Annotated in this window: 19 protein-coding genes; 8 read left to right on the top strand and 11 right to left on the bottom strand. The window is 31.1% G+C overall.

The features are described from left to right. Positions 1–19 precede the first annotated feature (19 nt). From hutI to katG, 3 genes are all read left to right on the top strand, one after another. Positions 20–1,252 carry an imidazolonepropionase gene (gene hutI, locus ACQ629_RS00210; protein WP_483705775.1) on the top strand — a complete coding sequence of 411 codons (1,233 nt, stop codon included), beginning with the start codon at positions 20–22 and terminating at the stop codon, positions 1,250–1,252. Between the two features lies 1 nt (position 1,253). Further along, positions 1,254–2,246, top strand: a complete 993-nt coding sequence (locus ACQ629_RS00205; RefSeq protein ID WP_483705773.1) for a formimidoylglutamase — start codon at positions 1,254–1,256, stop codon at positions 2,244–2,246. 434 nt (positions 2,247–2,680) lie between these two features. Beyond that, complete coding sequence (gene katG, locus ACQ629_RS00200) at positions 2,681–4,870, top strand: catalase/peroxidase HPI (RefSeq protein ID WP_483707235.1); 2,190 nt, start codon at positions 2,681–2,683, stop codon at positions 4,868–4,870. Between the two features lie 95 nt (positions 4,871–4,965). On the opposite strand, the gene ACQ629_RS00195 is transcribed toward katG, so the two are convergent. From ACQ629_RS00195 to ACQ629_RS00165, 7 genes are read right to left on the bottom strand one after another with little or no spacing between them, the layout of a single operon-like run. Beyond that, on the bottom strand, positions 4,966–5,721 hold the full coding sequence (locus tag ACQ629_RS00195) for a LytR/AlgR family response regulator transcription factor (protein WP_483705771.1): 756 nt from the start codon (positions 5,719–5,721) through the stop codon (positions 4,966–4,968). Between the two features lie 12 nt (positions 5,722–5,733). Continuing rightward, positions 5,734–6,060 carry a 2TM domain-containing protein gene (locus ACQ629_RS00190; RefSeq protein WP_483705769.1) on the bottom strand — a complete coding sequence of 109 codons (327 nt, stop codon included), beginning with the start codon at positions 6,058–6,060 and terminating at the stop codon, positions 5,734–5,736. Beyond that, entirely contained in the window at positions 6,047–6,361 is a 315-nt protein-coding gene (locus ACQ629_RS00185) for a 2TM domain-containing protein (protein ID WP_483705767.1), read from the bottom strand. Before ACQ629_RS00185 ends, ACQ629_RS00190 begins: the two co-directional genes overlap by 14 nt. A 2-nt stretch (positions 6,362–6,363) precedes the next feature. Next, positions 6,364–6,684 (bottom strand): 2TM domain-containing protein, encoded by a 321-nt coding sequence (locus ACQ629_RS00180; protein WP_483705765.1) that lies wholly within the window; start codon positions 6,682–6,684, stop codon positions 6,364–6,366. A gap of 1 nt (position 6,685) precedes the next feature. Further along, entirely contained in the window at positions 6,686–6,982 is a 297-nt protein-coding gene (locus ACQ629_RS00175; protein ID WP_483705763.1) for a 2TM domain-containing protein, read from the bottom strand. 2 nt (positions 6,983–6,984) lie between these two features. Next, a complete protein-coding gene (locus tag ACQ629_RS00170; protein ID WP_483705761.1) occupies positions 6,985–8,307 on the bottom strand; it encodes a 2TM domain-containing protein in 1,323 nt (440 codons plus the stop codon). A gap of 40 nt (positions 8,308–8,347) precedes the next feature. Then, positions 8,348–8,770, bottom strand: coding sequence for a DUF2141 domain-containing protein (locus ACQ629_RS00165; protein ID WP_483705759.1), 423 nt, complete (start codon positions 8,768–8,770; stop codon positions 8,348–8,350). A gap of 153 nt (positions 8,771–8,923) precedes the next feature. Between ACQ629_RS00165 and ACQ629_RS00160 the strand changes: the two genes are divergently transcribed. The 3 genes from ACQ629_RS00160 to ACQ629_RS00150 all read left to right on the top strand — a co-directional run bounded on the left by ACQ629_RS00160 (position 8,924) and on the right by ACQ629_RS00150 (position 10,605). Continuing rightward, positions 8,924–9,418, top strand: coding sequence for an RNA polymerase sigma factor (locus tag ACQ629_RS00160; protein ID WP_483705757.1), 495 nt, complete (start codon positions 8,924–8,926; stop codon positions 9,416–9,418). Positions 9,419–9,421: 3 nt separating this feature from the next. Continuing rightward, on the top strand, positions 9,422–10,030 hold the full coding sequence (locus ACQ629_RS00155; protein WP_483705754.1) for a hypothetical protein: 609 nt from the start codon (positions 9,422–9,424) through the stop codon (positions 10,028–10,030). A gap of 92 nt (positions 10,031–10,122) precedes the next feature. Next, a complete protein-coding gene (locus ACQ629_RS00150; RefSeq protein WP_483705752.1) occupies positions 10,123–10,605 on the top strand; it encodes a hypothetical protein in 483 nt (160 codons plus the stop codon). Here the strand turns inward: ACQ629_RS00150 and ACQ629_RS00145 are convergent. Then, positions 10,602–11,621: a threonine aldolase family protein gene (locus tag ACQ629_RS00145; RefSeq protein ID WP_483705750.1), complete on the bottom strand. Its 1,020-nt coding sequence runs from the start codon at positions 11,619–11,621 to the stop codon at positions 10,602–10,604. The two genes, ACQ629_RS00150 and ACQ629_RS00145, sit on opposite strands and share 4 nt — an antisense overlap. Positions 11,622–11,655: 34 nt before the next feature. Between ACQ629_RS00145 and prfB the strand changes: the two genes are divergently transcribed. Together prfB and arsC are read left to right on the top strand one after the other, a co-directional pair. Then, on the top strand, positions 11,656–12,753 hold the full coding sequence (gene prfB / locus ACQ629_RS00140) for a peptide chain release factor 2 (protein WP_483705748.1): 1,098 nt from the start codon (positions 11,656–11,658) through the stop codon (positions 12,751–12,753). Positions 12,754–12,819: 66 nt separating this feature from the next. Continuing rightward, positions 12,820–13,161 carry an arsenate reductase (glutaredoxin) gene (gene arsC, locus ACQ629_RS00135; protein WP_483705746.1) on the top strand — a complete coding sequence of 114 codons (342 nt, stop codon included), beginning with the start codon at positions 12,820–12,822 and terminating at the stop codon, positions 13,159–13,161. Positions 13,162–13,520: 359 nt separating this feature from the next. Here the strand turns inward: arsC and ACQ629_RS00130 are convergent, their stop codons facing one another. From ACQ629_RS00130 to ACQ629_RS00120, 3 genes are all read right to left on the bottom strand, one after another. Further along, positions 13,521–14,477 carry a glycosyltransferase family 2 protein gene (locus tag ACQ629_RS00130; protein ID WP_483705744.1) on the bottom strand — a complete coding sequence of 319 codons (957 nt, stop codon included), beginning with the start codon at positions 14,475–14,477 and terminating at the stop codon, positions 13,521–13,523. Beyond that, positions 14,477–15,256, bottom strand: coding sequence for a DUF3050 domain-containing protein (locus tag ACQ629_RS00125; RefSeq protein WP_483705742.1), 780 nt, complete (start codon positions 15,254–15,256; stop codon positions 14,477–14,479). The genes ACQ629_RS00130 and ACQ629_RS00125 overlap by 1 nt, the downstream gene beginning before the upstream one ends. A gap of 73 nt (positions 15,257–15,329) precedes the next feature. Next, positions 15,330–16,136, bottom strand: coding sequence for an enoyl-ACP reductase FabI (locus tag ACQ629_RS00120; RefSeq protein ID WP_483705740.1), 807 nt, complete (start codon positions 16,134–16,136; stop codon positions 15,330–15,332). Positions 16,137–16,144: the final 8 nt, after the last annotated feature.

Below are 16,144 nucleotides of genomic sequence, written 5' to 3'. Positions count from 1 at the left end.
CAAATTTCATAAAACGATAATGACAACATTATTCATAAATATCAAAGAATTAATTCAGGTTAGAGAAGCTAGTGTTAAGAAAGTTTCAGGAAAAGAAATGAGTATTTTACCTACTATAAAAAATGCTTTTCTATTAATTAAAGATGATAGGATTCTAGATTTTGGTACGATGAATAATTTATTTGCTAAAGCAGATAAAACTATTGATTGCACCGGTAAAATGATTCTCCCTACTTGGTGTGATTCTCATACTCATATTGTATATGCTGGTAATAGAGAACAAGAATTTGTTGACAGAATTAACGGATTAACCTATGAAGAAATAGCCAATAATGGTGGCGGAATTTTAAATTCAGCCAAGAAGCTTCAAGAAACTTCAATAGAAGATTTGTATGAGCAATCGGCAGTTCGTTTAGAAGAGGTTATGAAGCTTGGTACTGGCGCTGTTGAAATTAAATCTGGTTACGGATTAACTGTTAATGCTGAATTAAAAATGTTACGCGTTATTAAAAGATTACGCGAAAACTACAACCTACCCATCAAAGCTACATTTTTAGGAGCTCATGCTTTTCCGAAAGAATACAAAGATGATAAAAATGGTTACATCGATTTAATTATTAATGAAATGTTACCCAAAATAGCTGAAGAAAAATTGGCTGACTTTATAGATGCTTTTTGTGAAACTGGTTATTTTTCGGTAGAAGATACAGATAGAATTCTAGAAGCAGGTAAAAAACACGGATTAACTCCTAAAGTACACGTGAACCAGTTTACAACTATAGGCGGAGTTCAGGTAAGTGTAAAACACAATGCTTTATCTGTAGATCATTTAGAAGTTATGAATACTAATGATATTAATGCCTTAAAAGGAACAAATACAATGCCTGTAGCATTACCTTCTTGTTCGTATTTTTTAAGTATTCCCTATACTCCTGCTAGAGATATTATAAACGCAGGATTACCACTAGCTTTGGCTACTGATTTTAATCCAGGTTCTACACCTTCGGGTAATATGAATTTTGTAGTTGCTACTGCCTGTATTAAAATGAAAATGACACCCGAAGAAGCTATAAATGCAGCTACTATAAACGGGGCTTATGCTATGAATTTATCTGATGAAGTTGGAAGCATTACAAAAGGTAAGAAAGCTAATTTTATCGTTACAAAAGAAATTTTAAGTTACGGTGCTATTCCTTATAATTTTGGGTCTGTATTAATTGATACGGTATTTATTAACGGTAAATCAATTTAATATGTTACAGTTATTTACACAAAAAAACATTAATGATTTTGTAAATCCTCGTGAAGGAGAAACAAAATTAGGGCAACATGTACAAACTATTTCTGCTATTAAAGAACTTAAAAAAGCTACTGCTAAATTTGTTATTATTGGTGTACCAGAAGATATTGGTGTAAAAATGAATTATGGTAACGGTGGCGCACATACTGCTTTTACCCCCACTTTAAAGTCATTTTTAAATACGCAAGAAAATCAATTTATTAACGGAAAAAACATTCTTGTTTTAGGTTATTTAGATTTTTTAAATGAGGTTTTAAATTTTGAGGGATCTGACAGAGAGAAAGGAGATTTATTAGTAAAAGCTATTGATAAAGAATTATCATCTATTATTAAAAAAATAATTGAAGTTGATAAAGTTCCGATTGTAATTGGTGGCGGACATAATAACGCTTATGGAAATTTAAAAGGACTATCCGAAGGAAAAAATCAACCTATAAATGTTATTAATTTAGATGCACATACCGATTTACGTCGTTTAGAGGAACGTCATAGCGGTAACGGTTTCTCATATGCTATAGAACATAAATATTTAGAAAAATATTTTATGTTTGGCTTGCATGAAAACTATACTCCACAATATGTTTTCGATTATATTCATACCAATACAAACATTGATTATAATACTTATGAAGAATTAGAAGTTTACAAATCAATTCCGTTTGAGAATGAATTATTACGTGCTAAAAACTTTATTCAAGAAAACCCTTTTGGTATTGAGATTGACTTAGATTGTATCCAAAATTTTCCGAGTAGTGCTATGACTCCCGCAGGATTTACATCGCAACAAGCAAGAGAGTTTGTTTATTATTTTGCTAAAAATACCAATGCAAATTATATTCATATTTGTGAAGGTTCTCCTACTATTGTTCAAGATCCTTCGGCTATAAATCAAGTTGGTAAATTTATTAGTTATTTGATTTCCGATTTTATAAAAGCAAAGCGATAGCTAAATTCTAATTAATAATAAAACTAAGAAATCTTCTTTATATATAGAGTATTAGGCTCTACCTCTTAGCGGTATAATTAGTTTGATGTTAATCAATTCAAAATTCAAGTTCCTAAGCTCTTTTATTACTGCTAAAAAAAATTTCTGTATCAATATAAATTATAGGGCTATTGTTTTCGATAATCGCTATCTAATATTTTTTTAAAATTATTTTTTAAATTTCTGATTAGCTTTCCTTTAATAACAAAAAAGTATTAAACAGGAATTAACTATAAGACAACCCTATACCTTGATAAATTATTATACTGATTAATAACACTTTATAAAAAATAGTTTATTAAATTTGGGTATACTAAATTATTAATTCTATAAATACTTCATAGATGGAAAACGATAACTATTCAAACTCATTAAATAATGAAAGCAAATGTCCCATGCACAAAGAACAAGATGGAGGTATTAAACCTACATCATCTGGCAAATGCCCTGTAATGCATGGAGGTAATACAACTACAAAATCAGCTGTTAACGATTGGTGGCCTAACGCACTAAATCTTGATATTTTACATCAACATGATACAAAAACAAATCCTTTAGGAGAAGATTTTAACTATCATGAAGAACTAAAAAAACTAGATATTGAGTCATTAAAAAAAGATATGCATACCTTAATGACAGATAGTCAAGAATGGTGGCCTGCAGATTGGGGTCATTACGGAGGCTTATTTATCCGTTTATCTTGGCACTCTGCTGGTTCTTACCGAATATCTGATGGTCGTGGTGGCGGTGGATCTGGTAACCAACGTTTTGCGCCTTTAAATTCTTGGCCAGATAATGCTAGTTTAGATAAAGCAAGACGATTGTTATGGCCTATCAAGAAAAAATATGGTAATAAAATTAGCTGGGCCGATTTAATTATTTTGGCTGGTACTATTGCTTATGAAAACATGGGATTAAAAACTTTTGGTTTTAGTTTTGGACGTGAAGACATTTGGCAACCAGAAAAAGATACTTATTGGGGAGCAGAAAAAGAATGGCTAGCACCAAGTGATGAACGCTATGAAAATGTAGATGAACCAACAACGATGGAAAACCCTTTAGCTGCTGTACAAATGGGGCTAATTTATGTGAATCCAGAAGGTGTTAATGGAAAACCAAATCCTTTAAAAACAGCAGCTCACGTACGTGAAACATTTGCACGTATGGCAATGAATGATGAAGAAACAGTTGCTTTAACAGCTGGTGGTCATACTGTTGGTAAAACACATGGTAATGGTGATGCTAGTATTTTAGGACCAGACCCTGAAAGTGCAAATGTAGAAGAACAAGGTTTTGGTTGGCACAACCCAAACAAATCAGGAAAAGGTCGTTATACGGTAACAAGTGGTCTGGAAGGAGCCTGGACTACACACCCAACAAAATGGGATGATGGTTTTTTTCAAATGTTGTTTAATCATGAATGGGAATCTGTTAAAAGTCCTGCTGGTGCTTGGCAATGGGAACCTGTAACTATTAAAAAAGAAGATAAACCAAAAGACATTGAAGATGCTACTATTCGTCATAACCCTATGATGACTGACGCAGATATGGCTATGAAAGTAGATCCTATTTACAAGGAGATCTCTTTGAAATTCATGAAAGATCAAAAATATTTTTCTGAAACATTTGCACGTGCTTGGTTTAAACTAACTCATAGAGACATGGGACCTAGTGCAAATTATTTTGGTACAGACTTACCTAAAGAAGACTTGCTTTGGCAAGACCCAATTCCCGCAGGAACGACAGATTATCACGTAAATGCTGTAAAGAAAAAAATTGAGGAATCAAATTTAACTATTTCAGAAATGGTAGCTACAGCATGGGATAGCGCTCGTACCTTTAGACAGTCTGACAAGCGTGGTGGAGCCAATGGTGCACGTATTCGTTTAGCGCCTCAAAAAGATTGGGAAGGAAATGAGCCAAAACGTTTGGCTCGTGTTTTAGCAGTTTTAGAACCTATTGCTTCTCAATTTGATATTAGCATCGCTGATATTATTGTTTTAGCAGGAAATATTGGTGTAGAAAAAGCTGCTAGAGCTGCGGGTTTTAATAAAACTGTTCCTTTCTCACCAGGTCGTGGAGATACTACTGATAAGATGACAGATGCAGCATCTTTTGAACCTTTAGAGCCTTTAGCTGACGGATATCGTAACTGGAGTAAAAAAAATTATGTCGTAAGCCCTGAAGAGTTGATGCTTGATAAAACACAACTAATGGGTTTAACTGCACCAGAAATGACAGTTCTTGTAGGTGGTATGCGAATGTTAGATGCAAATTACAACAATACAAAACATGGTGTTTTTACTAATACTGTTGGGAAATTAACGAATGATTTCTTCGTAAATTTAACAGATATGAGTTATTCATGGAAACCTATCGCTGATAATTTATATGAAATTTGTGATAGAAAAACAGGTAAAGTTATTTGGACAGCTACGCGTATGGATCTTGTTTTTGGGTCTAACGCTATTCTTCGATCATATGCTGAGGTTTATGCACAAGATGATAATAAAGAAAAATTTGTTAACGATTTTATAAAAGCTTGGACTAAAGTAATGAATGCTGATAGGTTTGACTTAAAATAAAAATAACCTCTTTTTAATAAATATAGTAGCTCACATTATGCTTAACTCTTAGCTAATGTGAGTTACTTTTTATAAATTATAGTATAAGTAATTTTTTAGTCAATCCAATTTTTAAATTCTTTTACACGCTCTCTACTTACTATTATTTCGGCATCAGTGTAAGAATGTAATACTAATTGTAATCGTGAGTTTGTATATGAAACAATATCTTTTATCGCATTTATATGCACAATAAAAGTTCTATTTACTCTAAAAAAATGTTCTGGATTTAATTGCTCTTGCCAATGCTCTAATGAATCGTCTATTAAATAATTTCGGTTAGAGTTCGTGTGTATATAAGTTGCTTTATTTTCTGAATAAAAACACTCAATTTCATCAATATGTATGATCTTTATATGTTGACCAACCTTAATTGTAAATCGTTTTTTGAATTTTCTATCTACCGGATTTATCAGTAGTTTACGAATATCATCAATATTAACTTTTACCTCTGATTTTTTAGTTTGATTTTCTTTAAATTTATCTACCGCAACCTTTAATTCGTCTTCATCGAGAGGTTTTAACAAATAATCAATTGAGTTTAATTTAAATGCTTTTAAGGCATATTCATCGTAAGCTGTTGTAAAAATAATGGCAGATTTAACTTCAACTTCTTCAAATATCTCAAAAGATAATCCATCTGACAATTGAATATCTAAAAAAATTAAATCAGGGTGCTCGTTATTCTGAAACCAATTAATAGATTCTTCTACAGAATGTAGCATAGTTTTAACTTCTATATCTAATACAGATAGCATTCTGTTTAACCGTCTTGCTGCCGGTTTTTCATCCTCAATAATTATAACGTTCATAGTTTTATCTTACTATTTTTCATCCATGTATTCTTTTATTTTTCGCGCTTCCCAATTTTTACTAAACAGGTTTTGTTTGCTATACACTTTTACACCGTGTAGTACCAAAATAATTCCCCACCATAAGAAAAAACGATAATTATCTATATCAAAAAAAGCTTCTTCTAGTGAATCACCCAGTTTAATATCTTTATAGATTCGACGTGCTATAAAAAACAAATTTACAAGTATATATACAGATAAATGTTTGTAAAATTGTTTAAGTTCTTCAACTTTTTTTTGAGCTACTAGGTATTTTTCTGAGTAATTATTAGTTTCCATAATTTTATTTTTTTTCATTCATAAACTCCTTTACTTTTTTGTTTTCCCACGCATCAAGAAAAGTAATTTTACTTTTAAAAACATACAAGCCGTGAATTAAAACACCAAAAGCCCATAATAAAGAGTTTACCCAAATATTAGCTCGTACCCACTTTAAAGTTCCTGCATTATGAATATGGTTTTCAAAAAAACTAAATATTGTATTCGAAAAAACCGCTAATACAACCATCATAATTACAAATATTTGCAAATGGTTATAAAAATTCTTGATCCTTTTTACTTTTTTTTCTGCTTGTAAATAATTTGTTTCTGACTCCATAATTAAAATTTATTATCGTCCATATATTGTTCTATCTTTTTCTTCTCCCAGTCTTTTCCGAAGAATAAATTAGATCCAAAAACACCTAACCAATGAAAAAATAATCCTATTCCCCAAAATAACCAAGTAGAATACGTTCCAAAATGAGTAACTGCTTCTACAAAATTATAGGTACCATCATTTATTAAGCCGAATACAATAACTGCTGATATAAAGATATTTACAACAATAAAAACTGCTAAATGAATGTAAAATCCTTTAATTTTTTCTACTCGCTTTTTTGCAAGTATATATTTTTGTTCTTCAGAATAATCTCTTTCCATCTTATTTATAGTTTTTTTCTTCGTTCATTAATTCTTTAATCTTGCGCTCTTCCCAGTTTTTTGTTAAACCTATTTTGTTAAACCCAAAAACATTTAACCAATGGAAAAAAAGACCTGTTCCCCACCCTAATGCAGAAAACCAAAACCAATGAAAATGTGGTTCGAATTTTAAGTTTACAAAAATTATTACAGGTATAATAATACAGTATATTGCTAAGTGCGTATAAAACCCTTTAATTTTTTTTACTCTTTTTTTTACTTGTGTATACTTTTGCTCCGCTATATATTTATTTCCCACCTTTACTTATAATTTTTATCGTCCTTCATCATTTCTTTAATCTTACGCTCTTCCCAATTTTTCCCTAAGAAAATATTGTAATTATTTACTTCTAAAAAGTGAAAAGCTAATCCTACTCCCCATCCAAAAATCGGAAACCAAAACCAATGAAATCCTGGTGAAAACCTTAAGTTTATGAAAATTAAAAAAGGAATTACAATACAATAAGATGCTAAATTTTGATAAAATTCTTTTAATTTCTCTACCTTTTCTACAGCTCTTACATACTTGCTGTTTTCTATATTTTTCGAATTGTATGACATATTATTTGTTTTTGTTAACAGCGGTAAACTCACTGTAAATGTTTTATTATTGTTTTTAATTTCTACCCGTTCATCGGTTATTAAACCATAACGGTCTGCAATATTTCGTAATCCTACCTTTGTACTTTTACCTATTGCTTCTTTAGGGTTAACCGTATTTTGAATTTGTAAAAAACCATCTTCTTCAAAAATGTAAATTTGCAAAGGTTTAGTTGATGAAACTACATTGTGCTTTACTGCATTTTCGAGTAATAACTGTAATGACAATGGCACTATTTTTAAATCTGAGTTACTTACCGTCGTTGGAATATTAAATTGCACAGCATCTTCAAATCGCATTTGCAATAACTCCATATACGTTTTTGCAAACCTTAACTCTTCTTCTAACGGAATTAATTCTTTATTACGCTGTTCTAAAACATAACGATATACTTTTGATAATTTTGTGGTAAACCTTTCTGCTTGCTTCGGATTTTCTCCTATTAAAGACGTTAATACATTTAAACTATTAAATAAAAAATGTGGGTCTAACTGACTTTTTAAGGTTTCAAACTTTGCGCTTTCTGTTTTCGCTACAATTTCGTGTTGTGTAGTTTCTTGCTTTAACGAGGCTTTCCAATTAATCATAAAACTACGAGCATGAAAAAAACTTGCAATTCCTAAAGAAATTATAATGGCAAATAAATGAGACCACAATAATTTCCCATCAAAAAAAACAGAAAAATCATGGTTAAAAATTAGTACATATTGTATATAATGAATTAATAGTACGGCTATAATTGTATAACAAATAGTTGCTATTACTCCTGCCCAAACTCTTTCGTTCGTTTGTGTAGCCCAGTTCCACCTAGTATTTAAATAGTTATTAATTATTCCGTTTCCTAAACCTAATACAAAAGAATACATTGCTGAAAATAAAAACACAACTGCAGCTCCTTTAATGGTAAATTGTTGGTTTATGATTGTAAAAATTACTCCAAAAATTATCGTAAGTTTTAAACATACTAAAAAATCTTTCTTCAAACTTATAAATGTATCGGATGTATATTTTTCCATTGCTATATTATTGCTGAAATTTAATTTTTAAAGATACATTTTTATCAGTAACCATAAATTTTGCTTGTTCGTATTGTGGCGGACCATAAGGGTTAATTACATTGTTTGACGATCCGTAATCTTCTAATGGCATTCTGTTAAGTCTAAAATCCATTTTACCATTATTATTTTTATCGTGAAAACAAATAACAGCATATTCCCCAAGTGGCACATCTTTAAAAACAACAGTACTTTTACCCTCTTTTATTATAGTTGATGTTGCTTTTATTGGTTGTTTTCTAAAATTATCTTTAGTGTATAAAGCATAACTTATTTTACCTAAGTTTGATGTAGCATTTACAACTGTTACTTGTATTTCTTTATTCTGAGCTGTTAACTCCGCTACTAAAAAGAGTTGAATTAACATTAATGTTGCTGTTAAAAATTTCATTATCCTTTTTTTTTATTGGTTAATTACACTACAAATATGCTGCTGATCTATCGTTTTTAAAATTAAAAACAACTGAACTGTATTTTTTTTAGGATGAACTGTAACAATTCGTATTTTTGAGCTACTTATAACCAATCAACCATACTAAACTTAGTGAATAAGGAACTAGAAAATAAATTTTTATCTGATTTTGAAGCCAATCAAAACATTGTGCATAAAATTTGTAGACTTTATACTACAAACCAAGATGCTCATAACGATTTGTTTCAGGAGGTAACAATTCAACTCTGGAAAAACTACAGTAAGTTTAGAGGAGAAGCTAAATTTAGTACCTGGATGTATCGAGTGGCTTTAAACACTGCTATTTCTTTATACAGAAAATCTACTAGAACTGTAAAGACGCAAGATATTACCGACTATGCTTTTAAAATTAAAGCAATTGATTATGACGAAACAGAGGAATTACAATTAAAAGCATTGTACAATGCCATTAGAAAGTTAAATGACATTGACAAAGCACTAATCTTTTTGTACTTAGAAGATAAACCTTATAAAGAGATATCTGCAACCCTAGGTATTAGTGAAGTAAACGCTCGTGTAAAAATGAACAGAGCAAAAGAGAAATTAAAAAAAGTATTAAACCCATAATAAATGGATTTAGATAAATATAAAAAAGCATGGGATAATCAGCCAGAAGAAACAGACACGGTTTCTAAAGTTGATATCTATAAAATGGCACATTCAAGGTCATCATCAATCGTAAAATGGATTTTTATTATTGGAATATTAGAATTTATACTCTTAAACTCCATGTATTTTTTCGTTGATATGGGCGAAGCTAACAAAGAATATGAAAAAATAGGCTTAGGTAATTTTGTATTCTATTCTCAGATAATAGCTTATATAATATTATTTTATTTTTTGATGAAATTTTATTTAAACTATAAGCGTATTTCAGTTACAGACTCTACCAAAGAATTGATGACAAAAATTGTAAACACTAGAAAAACGGTTAAGTATTACGTTTTATTCAACTTATCCTATTTATTTATAATTGCTCTGGCTGTGGCTGTGGCAACCATAAAATCTCATCCTGAATTCACCAGTTCAAAAATGTTAGTTTTCATTATAATTACTGCTGTTATTTCTTTAATTATGTTAGTTTTATTATGGTTGTTTTACCAATTAATTTATGGTATTCTACTACGCAAACTAAATAAAAATCATAAAGAGTTGTCTAAACTAGATAATTTGAATTAAGTTCTTAAAAAAGAGATTGTTTAACTACAATCTCTTTTTTATTTTAACCAATTAAATTTCTTATTTTTGCTCCAACCAGATTAAATACTCATATGAAAAATTTCATCATTCTATCTTTGTTTTTATTATCAATAAGTGCATTCTCTCAAGAATCTGATTTTTGGAGTAATACTCGTTTTGGTGGTAGTTTTGGTTTTAGTTTTGGTAGTAACACAACAACTCTTTCTATTTCTCCTAGTGCAGTTTATGATTTTAGTGATGAATTCTCATTAGGAGGAAGTATCGGTTACCTATACAATAAAAGTAGCGATTACAGTGCAAATATGTATTCCGCTAGTGTTATTACTTTATATAGACCAATACCTCAAATAGAATTTTCTGGTGAACTCTTACAATCTTATGTTAGTAAAAAAGTTGGAACTATTAAAGAAAATTATAGCTATCCCTCTTTAAATATTGGGGCAGCTTATATTACAGGTAAAGTTACTCTTGGTATTCAGTACGATGTACTATACAAAGAAGATAAAAGCATTTATGCAAATGCTTTCTCTCCTTTTATTAGAGTCTTTTTCTAAAAGTTTTTAAGTTCTTTTAGTAAAATAGTCAACATTTCATCTGAAAAATCTAAATGTGTAACAATTCGTATTTTTCCTTCTCCCATAGAGATTAATAAAATGCCCTTTGCGGCCATGTTATTGATAAAAACCATCGGATCAATCTTATCATCTACATAAAAGATAATAATATTAGTTTCAATAGGTTCTACCTTTGTTACATAGGAGCATTCTTCTAAAACAACACCTATTTGTTGAGCCTTCTGATGATCTTCTGCCAAACGATTTACATTATTATCTAACGCATAAATTGCCGCTGCTGCTAAAAAACCAGCTTGTCGCATTCCGCCACCAAATAATTTACGAACACGTAAAGCTTTTTCCATGTCCTTTTTACTTCCTACTAAAATAGAACCTACCGGAGCTCCTAATCCTTTAGATAAACAAATAGAAATCGTATCAAACAGCTCCCCATACTGAGCTGGAGTTTCATTTTTAGCCACTAATGCATTAAATAAACGTGCTCCGTCTAAATGGAATGCCAAATCATTGGTCTTTGCTACTTTCTGAATTTGTTTTAATTCTTCAAAATCCCAACAAGCCCCACCACCTTTATTTGTTGTATTTTCAATACAAACCAGTCTATTAAACGGAACATGAATATCTCCTCTCCCTCTAACAGCTTTCTGTAACTGATCGGCAGTAAACATACCTCTATTACCATCAATTAAATGAGAGGTTACTCCAGAATTAAAAGCCGCTCCTCCTCCTTCATAATTATATACATGTGCCCATTTATCACAAAACATTTTATCACCAGGTTGTGTATGTATTTTAATTGCTACTTGATTCGCCATTGTTCCCGAAGGAAAAAACAACGCAGCCTCCATATTAAATAGTTTAGCTACCTTTTCTTGCAATGCATTTACTGTTGGATCTGCTCCGAAAACATCATCACCAACTTCTGCGTTCATCATTGCCTTCATCATTTCTTTTGTTGGCTTTGTAACAGTATCGCTTATTAAGTTTATTTCCATTTTTATCTACGATTTTAAAATGTATTTTTGTTCTATGATTACACACGAACAGCTTAAAAATATTACTGAACGAATTGGCAAGTTAAAAGGATATTTAGAGATTGACAAGAAGTTGATTGAAATTAATAATGAAGAAGAAAAAACTGTTGATCCTGATTTTTGGAATAATCCTAAAGAAGCCGAAGTTTTAATGAAATCGCTCCGTTTTAAAAAGAAATGGGTAAGCGATTACAATTTGGTTATTTCAATGAATGAAGATCTTGCTGTTTTATATGATTTTTATAAAGAAGATGCTGTTGATGAAACTGAAGTGATAGAACAGTTTGAAAAAACGGCTACATTTCTAGAAGATATTGAGTTTAAAAATATGCTTTCTGAAGAAGGCGATAATTTAAGTGCAACCATTCAAATTACTGCTGGTGCTGGTGGTACCGAAAGTTGTGATTGGGTAGAAATGCTAATGCGCATGTACACCATGTGGGCAGAAAAGCAAGGTTTTAAATTAAAAACACTGAATTACCAAGCTGGTGATGTTGCGGGTGTAAAAACAGTTACTATTGAGTTTGATGGTGATTATGCCTTTGGATGGTTAAAAGGTGAAAATGGTGTACATCGATTGGTACGTATTTCTCCGTTTGATAGTAATGGAAAAAGACACACCACTTTTGGTTCTGTTTATGTTTTTCCTGTTGCTGATGATACTATTGAAATTGAAATAAATCCTGCCGACATCGAAATTGTCACCGCTCGTTCTAGTGGTGCTGGTGGACAAAATGTAAACAAAGTGGAAACCAAGGTTCAGTTGACTCATAAACCAAGTGGAATTCAAATTCAGTGTTCTAACTCGCGTTCGCAACATGATAACAGAGCAACTGCTTTGAAAATGTTAAAATCGCAATTGTATGAAATTGAATTACAAAAACGTTTAGCTACAAGAGAAAACATTGAAGCAGGTAAACTAAAAACCGAATGGGGAAGTCAAATTCGTAATTACGTAATGCATCCTTATAAGTTAGTAAAAGACGTACGTACTGGACACGAAACAGGGAATGTAGATGCGGTGATGGACGGAAATATAAATCCGTTTTTAAAATCGTATTTAATGCTAAACGGACAAAAAGATAATTCATAAAAAAGTTCTCGATATAATTTTCTCGTAAAATCGAAAATTACTCGAACTGACAAAAATTAAAACAAAATGATAAAAATATTTCACAATAACAGGTGCAGTAAATCACGTTGCGGATTAGAAATTTTAGAAAACTCAGGTAAGGAATTTGAAGTTGTAAAATACTTAGAGGACATTCCTACAGAAACCGAATTAAAAGCCATTATTAACTTATTAAACATCACTCCTACTCAATTAGTTCGTAAGAATGAAAAAGTTTGGAAAGAAGAGTTTAAAGGTAAAGAATTGTCGGATACAGAAATTATAAAAGCAATGGTTGCTAATCCTAAACTAATAGAACGCCCTATTGTTATTAATGGTAATAAAGCAGTTATTGGTCGTCCGCCAGAAAGTATTTTAGATATTATTTAATAATAAGCGTCATTGAAAACGAAGTGAAGCAATCTCTTTTTTATGAAGTGAGATTACTTCGTCATTCTTTCTCGTAATGACGTTTTATTTAGCGCTAAGCTGAACCCGTTTTCGGTTTCATATTATAACTACTTGTCAACCTTTATGTGATTCCGAAATAAATCCGGAATGACGGAGTAAAATCAAATCGTCATTGCGAACGAAGTGAAGCAATCTCTTTTTAATAAGGTGAGATTACTTCTTCATACTTCCTCGTGATGACGTTTTATTTCACGTCAAGCTGAACTTGTTTCAGCTTCACATCATGATTAATTGTCAATCTTTATGTAATTCCGAAATAAATTCGGAATGAAACAAGTTTATTTTTCAGGAAAAAACTTCGATTCTAAAAAACCCAAGCCGTAACCTATAAACTGTGTAAAAGAGGTGAAAATACTTAAAGAAGCAACTTTTATATTTTTATTCTGAATTAATGCATCTATAAATAGTAACGTAAAGTAAAATCCGTAGAAAGCAATAAAATGCCAATAACCAAAAATTGCAAAAAGAATGCTAATATCAAATCCGAGGATAAATAAACTCGGAAACCAATAGGTAATTTTAGCAGTTTTTGGAAACTTTTTATTTAAAATTGGCCTTGCAGATCCGAATGAATATGTTTGTTTAAAAAACTGCGATATCGTACTTCTACGTTTATGATACACAAAGGCTTTTTCAATTAACTGTGTTTCTAATCCGTTTTCCCATAAGCGAAATGTTAAATCGATATCTTCACCGGTTTTCATCTTTGAAAATCCGTTTGTTTTTTCAAAAGCTTTTTTTGATAATCCCAAGTTAAAACTACGTGGTTGAAACTTACCAACACCTTTTTTCTTACCTCTAATTCCGCCAGTAGTTAAAACCGACGTCATCGAATAATTAATTGCTTTCTGTAAATCGGTAAAACTTTTATGTGCAGCATCTGGACCACCAAAGGCATCCGTAAAATTATTTTCTAAGGTTTTTTTTACTTCTGATACATATTGAGGCGGAACAATAACGTCACTATCTAAAATTATAAAATAATTTCCGGTAGCTTGTTGCATTCCGTAATTTCTACTTGCTCCTGCTCCGCTATTTTCTTTATAAAAATATTTTAAATCAAGTTGACTCTTGTAATTTTCTACAATATTTTCCGATGAATCTTCTGAACCATCTTCTACAATAATTACTTCAAAATCATCAGAAAAATCTTGTTTCGTAAGACTTTCTAACAACTCATCTATTTCTTGCGGACGATTGTAAACCGGAATTATTACAGAGAAATTTAGTTTCATTAGTTCACAGTATTGTTTATTATTTGTCTTGATATTCCGTTCCAAAGATTAATTCTTTTCCTTAAAGATTCTTTAGCATAATATAAAACATCATTCCACTTTTGTGCATCATTACCGCATAATTCTTCTATCATCCTTAAAGATAATGGCCCATGTTCGTCTCCATCTAACTCTATATGTCTTTTTAAATAATAGGTTAGTTTGTTGTAGTTTAAACTTGAATTCTCTTCTGTATTCTTAATAATTTCTAAAAACATATCCGGAATCACATCTTCTCTTCCAAAAGTAAAACTAGCCGCAATAATATGAGGTTCTTGAGTATCAACTACCTTAAAAGAAAATGACACAAACTCTTTTACTTCTTTTAAAACTAAACATTTGTTTAAAGATTTTTCAATAGTATTATGCTCAATAATGCTATTTATAAAACTAGCTATTTCAACGGTACTTGCTTCTGCTTGCTTCATAGCATCAATATACATTTCGAAATGACTTTTAGGCTCTCCTAATTCGTTTACATCTGTTTCTTCCCCTAAAACTATTTCATTAATAAATCTTGCTGTTTTAGGATTTACCACAGGAAGCCAAGGCAAGGTAGTACATGTTAATTTTTCTTGTAAAGCTTTTAACAACGACATAAAATCCCATACCGCAAAAACATGTGACTCCATAAATATCTTTACATCTTCTATCCTTTTTAAGGATGTATATAAAGTATGCTCTTTTAACTGTTTTCTTAAAGGAGCCAACTCTTTTTCAATATCTAAAATTGTATTCATTTTAATAATTTTATCAATAAAAAATGCAAATCTAACGACTTGCATTTTTTATTCTTTATCACTTTACCTAATATTACTCAAACTTTTCCATTACGGCTTCGCTCACTCCCATATTAGAGAATCCGCCATCATGAAATAAATTCTGTAAAGTTACTTTTTTCGTTAAATCAGAGAACATCGAAATCGTATAATCTGCACATTCTAACGCAGTAGCATTACCTAGCGGAGACATTTTTTCGGCGTATGAAATAAACCCGTCAAACCCTTTTACCCCTTGTCCGGCAGTAGTTGGTGTTGGCGATTGAGAAATTGTATTTACACGTACTTTATGATCACGACCAAAAAAGTATCCAAAACTACGAGCAATCGACTCTAAATAAGCTTTATTATCTGCCATATCGTTATAATCAGGAAAAACTCTTTGTGCCGCCATGTAGGTTAACGCAACAATACTTCCCCATTCATTCATGGCTTCTTTGTTGTATAAAACATTCATTACTTTGTGAAAAGACACTGCTGAAACATCCCACCCTTTGGTAGTGAAATCGTATTTAGAATCGGTATAATGACGTCCTTTACGAACGTTTACCGACATACCGATTGAGTGTAAAACAAAATCGATTTTACCGCCTAAAATTTCCATAGATTTTTCAACTAAATTTGTTAAATCTTCCATAGAAGTAGCATCAGCTGGTATAATTTCTGACCCAGTTTTAGCAGCTAACTCTTTAATTTGTCCCATACGCATTGCTATTGGTGCGTTGGTTAATACAAATTCTGCTCCTTCTTCATGTGCACGCTCTGCAACTTTCCAAGCAATAGAATTTTCATCTAATGCGCCAAAAATAATTCCTTTTTTACCTTTTAATAAATTGTACATAATTATAT

The sequence above is a fragment of the Tenacibaculum sp. SM2510 genome (assembly GCF_057002845.1).
Note: the sequence above shows the minus strand (reverse complement) of the source record. Positions and strands in the feature narration are given on the sequence as shown.

Bases quoted from the DNA above. Each gene is read 5' to 3' on its own strand.
- hutI (WP_483705775.1), top strand. From the start codon at position 20: ATGACAACATTATTCATAAATATCAAAGAATTAATTCAGGTTAGAGAA.
- ACQ629_RS00205 (WP_483705773.1), top strand. From the start codon at position 1,254: ATGTTACAGTTATTTACACAAAAAAACATTAATGATTTTGTAAATCCT.
- katG (WP_483707235.1), top strand. From the start codon at position 2,681: ATGCACAAAGAACAAGATGGAGGTATTAAACCTACATCATCTGGCAAA.
- ACQ629_RS00195 (WP_483705771.1), bottom strand. From the start codon at position 5,721: ATGAACGTTATAATTATTGAGGATGAAAAACCGGCAGCAAGACGGTTA.
- ACQ629_RS00190 (WP_483705769.1), bottom strand. From the start codon at position 6,060: ATGAAAAAAAATAAAATTATGGAAACTAATAATTACTCAGAAAAATAC.
- ACQ629_RS00185 (WP_483705767.1), bottom strand. From the start codon at position 6,361: ATGGAGTCAGAAACAAATTATTTACAAGCAGAAAAAAAAGTAAAAAGG.
- ACQ629_RS00180 (WP_483705765.1), bottom strand. From the start codon at position 6,684: ATGGAAAGAGATTATTCTGAAGAACAAAAATATATACTTGCAAAAAAG.
- ACQ629_RS00165 (WP_483705759.1), bottom strand. From the start codon at position 8,770: ATGAAATTTTTAACAGCAACATTAATGTTAATTCAACTCTTTTTAGTA.
- ACQ629_RS00155 (WP_483705754.1), top strand. From the start codon at position 9,422: ATGGATTTAGATAAATATAAAAAAGCATGGGATAATCAGCCAGAAGAA.
- ACQ629_RS00150 (WP_483705752.1), top strand. From the start codon at position 10,123: ATGAAAAATTTCATCATTCTATCTTTGTTTTTATTATCAATAAGTGCA.
- ACQ629_RS00145 (WP_483705750.1), bottom strand. From the start codon at position 11,621: ATGGAAATAAACTTAATAAGCGATACTGTTACAAAGCCAACAAAAGAA.
- prfB (WP_483705748.1), top strand. From the start codon at position 11,656: ATGATTACACACGAACAGCTTAAAAATATTACTGAACGAATTGGCAAG.
- arsC (WP_483705746.1), top strand. From the start codon at position 12,820: ATGATAAAAATATTTCACAATAACAGGTGCAGTAAATCACGTTGCGGA.
- ACQ629_RS00130 (WP_483705744.1), bottom strand. From the start codon at position 14,477: ATGAAACTAAATTTCTCTGTAATAATTCCGGTTTACAATCGTCCGCAA.
- ACQ629_RS00125 (WP_483705742.1), bottom strand. From the start codon at position 15,256: ATGAATACAATTTTAGATATTGAAAAAGAGTTGGCTCCTTTAAGAAAA.
- ACQ629_RS00120 (WP_483705740.1), bottom strand. From the start codon at position 16,136: ATGTACAATTTATTAAAAGGTAAAAAAGGAATTATTTTTGGCGCATTA.